Here is a 2622-nt window from a genome sequence, read left to right on the forward strand (position 1 = left end):
GGTTGACGCGATGGAACAGCTTGCGGTCCATCTGCTCCTCGACGGTGCGGATGAGCTGGCTGACGGCGGCGGCCGATACAGAAAGCTCTTCCGCCGCCCCCGCAAAGCTGCCTGTACGGGCGGCAGCCTCGAAAGCCTGAAGTCCTTTGAGAGAGGGAAGTACGGCCATGATCACCGGATAGATAAGTTCAGCTTATCTAAATCGCAGAAATCGTCATTTTTGGAAAGATTTTTCATGCGCTACAGTGGATTCTATCAAATCCCAGCCTGGATCGAAGCCCGTGGATCATCGCGACGTAATTTCATCGTTGACGCAGGAGGAGCGCAACCGGCTGACCGCCAAGTCTGATGCCGCGGGCCTCGTTCAGCTTGCCGCTCATTGGGGTGCGATCGTGATCCTCGGATCGCTGATCGCCGCCAAAGTGCCGTTCTGGCCGCTGCTGATGCTGCCGCAAGGTCTCCTCATCGTGTTCCTATTCACGCTGCTGCACGAGACGGTTCATCGCACGGCCTTTGAGGCGCAGCGGCTGAACGATCTCGTGGCGCGGGTGTGCAGCCTGGCGATCGCACTGCCGGCGGACTGGTTCCGCTACTTCCACTTTGCCCACCATCGATACACGCAAGATCCCGACAATGACCCGGAACTGGCGTTCCCCAAGCCGGAGACATGGCGGCAATACCTCGTCCACATATCCGGCATCCCGTTATGGTGGGGCCACATCAAGACGCTTTATGCCAACGCCGCGGATCGTGGTCGCGAAAGCTACGTTCCGCCAAAGGGCTATGACAAGGTGCGCATCGAGGCACGCGCCATGATTGCCTTTTATGCCGTGCTCCTTCTGCTTGCCGTCTATTTCCGGCTCTCGGTGCTTGTCTATGTCTGGATTTTGCCCGCTCTGTTGGGGCAGCCGTTTCTGCGCCTCTATCTCTTGGCCGAGCACGGTCGTTGTCCGTTCGTCGCCAACATGCTGGAGAACACCAGGACCACATTGACCAACTGGCTGGTCCGCAAGCTGGCGTGGAACATGCCGTTCCATGCCGAGCATCATGCCTATCCCGGCGTGCCGTTTCATCAACTGCCGCGGTTTCATGCGCTGATCGAGCGGCATCTCAAGGTGGTCGAGCCCGGCTATGTCAGCTTCCACGAAAAGTACATCGAGACGCTGCATTGACGATGGCCGGCCTAGCCGGTCTGGCTGTGCGGCGCCCGGGATCTCAACAGACGCTGGATCTCGGCCGCCTGTGACGGCGCGCCGATCAGAAAGCCCTGCGCCTCGGTGCAGCCATTGCTGCGCAGGATGTCGAGTTGCACCTCGGTCTCGACCCCCTCGGCGGTGACAGTGATGCCAAGCTCGGCACCCAGCCCGATGACGGTGCGAACGATCGCCGCGGTGTCGCGATTGCCCAAATCGTGGATGAACGAACGGTCGATCTTGATCTTGTCGACAGGAAAACGCCTGAGGTAGCCGAGCGACGAATAGCCGGTGCCGAAATCGTCCAGCGCGATGCGGATGCCGAGTTCGCGCAACTGCCGCAGCGTCCTTAGCACCACCTCGCTTTCGTCCATCAGCACGGTTTCGGTGATCTCCAGTTCCAACCGACCGGCTGGCACGCCGGAGAAAGCCAGCGCCGAGATGACGCTGCGGGCGAAGCTGCCGCTTTTAAGTTGCACGGCCGAGACATTGACCGCGACGCGCAGGCCGGCGGGCCACCGTGCCGCCGCCGTGCAGGCTTTCCTCAGCGCCCATTCTCCAAGCGGCACGATCAATCCGGTTTCTTCGGCGACCGGAATGAAGCTGTCCGGCGCCACCATGCCACGTTCTGGGGAATGCCAGCGCATCAAGGCTTCCGCGCCGACGATCTCGCCGGAGGCGATGTTCATGATGGGTTGGAAATCGAGGTCGAATTCCTGGCGCGACAGTGCGGTCCCGAGGTCGACCTCCAACGCACGCCGTGCCTGTACCATTGCGTCCATTCCGGGTTCGAAGAAGCGATACAGATTGCGGCCTTCGCTCTTCGCCCGGTAAAGCGCTGTATCGGCGTTCCTCAGCAGCGTGTCGGCGTCTCCGCCGTCGTCGGGGAAAACCGCGATGCCCAGGCTGATGCCGATATGCATCTCGCGGCTCTTGTCGCGGAACGGTTTTCCGATTGTCTCGACGATGCGCTTCGCGAGTTTTTCAGCATTGGCAATGCCCTTGAAATTGAACTGGATGATGACGAATTCGTCGCCGCCGAAGCGGGCAACGACGTCGTTTTCATTATGCAGGCAGCGCTGCAGCCGCTCGGCCACGGTCTTCAGCAGCCAGTCGCCGGCCGGATGTCCCCAGGTGTCGTTGACTGCCTTGAAGCGATCGAGATCGAGCGAGAAGATCGCCAGCGGCGTGGCCGCCGTGTCCTCCAGCGCAAGGTCGAGCCGTTCGCGAAACATCGAGCGGTTGGGCAATCCCGTCAGCGTGTCGTGATGCGCAAGATGGGTCATGCGCTCTTCGGTGCGGCGACGTTCGGTGACGTCGTCGAAGGTCACCACCCAGCCGCCGCCATCCATCGGCCGACGTGTGACCAAAACCGTCCTGCCGTCGGTAAGATGCCGATAGGCCGAATGCATTTTTGCCGCCGCCAGAC

The 2622-nt window shown here is 61.1% G+C and carries 3 protein-coding genes; 1 reads left to right on the forward strand and 2 read right to left on the reverse strand.

The window, feature by feature from the left end; genetic code table 11:
• Nucleotides 1–169 (reverse strand): LysR family transcriptional regulator (locus tag EN879_RS31470; protein ID WP_127274505.1); only part of this gene is annotated, 169 nt, incomplete at its 3' end.
• 112 nt (nt 170–281) lie between these two features.
• Between EN879_RS31470 and EN879_RS31475 the strand changes: the two genes are divergently transcribed.
• On the forward strand, nt 282–1172 hold the full coding sequence (locus EN879_RS31475; RefSeq protein WP_013532571.1) for a fatty acid desaturase family protein: 891 nt from the start codon (nt 282–284) through the stop codon (nt 1170–1172).
• A gap of 11 nt (nt 1173–1183) precedes the next feature.
• Here the strand turns inward: EN879_RS31475 and EN879_RS31480 are convergent.
• Nucleotides 1184–2622: EAL domain-containing protein (locus EN879_RS31480; RefSeq protein ID WP_127274506.1), on the reverse strand; the 1439-nt coding region annotated here is incomplete at its 5' end.

It is taken from the genome of Mesorhizobium sp. M7A.F.Ca.AU.002.02.1.1 (assembly GCF_003998535.1).
GTDB classification, from domain to species: Bacteria; Pseudomonadota; Alphaproteobacteria; order Rhizobiales; family Rhizobiaceae; genus Mesorhizobium; species Mesorhizobium ciceri.